Here is a 517-nt window from a genome sequence, read left to right on the forward strand (position 1 = left end):
GCGCAATTTGCAGGTAGGTGTCACCAAGGGCATCGAGCGCAATGGTCAATCCGCCTGAGGCCGAGCCGGTCAAAGCGGCAAGTAGATTGGTCGCGATGGCGAGAGAAACGAGCGGACCGCCGGAGATCGACAGCACCCAATCGCGCACTGACGCAAAGGCCGGTAGCGCAGCGACGACGGCTCCAAAGCCGACCAGGCTTGCGACGCTGAAGATGGGAAGCACGGAAGCGTTTGCGCCGGCATCCATGCTCGCCCTTAGGTCCGTCAGACGGGACCGATTGAGCGCGACGAGCGTCGCCGTGGCGGCGGCGAGAGCGACTGCGACCGACCACACCCCGGCAACGCCGGCAAGGGACGTCCCGCCCCAGCGCTCCTGCGCGAGGAACGAGAAATCGACGCGCGGCAGGATCAGAAGCGACATCAGCAGGTTCACGCCCACGACCACGAGGAGCGGGATGATCGCCGTGCCGATCGGCGGCGGCACATCGCTACGCTTGCCATGGGCTATTTCGGCCGG

General features: G+C 66.0%; 1 pseudogene. It reads right to left on the minus strand.

What is annotated here, in order from left to right:
* A pseudogene (locus FNJ47_RS46565) lies at positions 1-517 on the minus strand (GntP family permease); the annotation flags it as partial.

The organism is Bradyrhizobium uaiense (assembly GCF_010811875.1).
Classification (GTDB): domain Bacteria; phylum Pseudomonadota; class Alphaproteobacteria; order Rhizobiales; family Xanthobacteraceae; genus Bradyrhizobium; species Bradyrhizobium uaiense.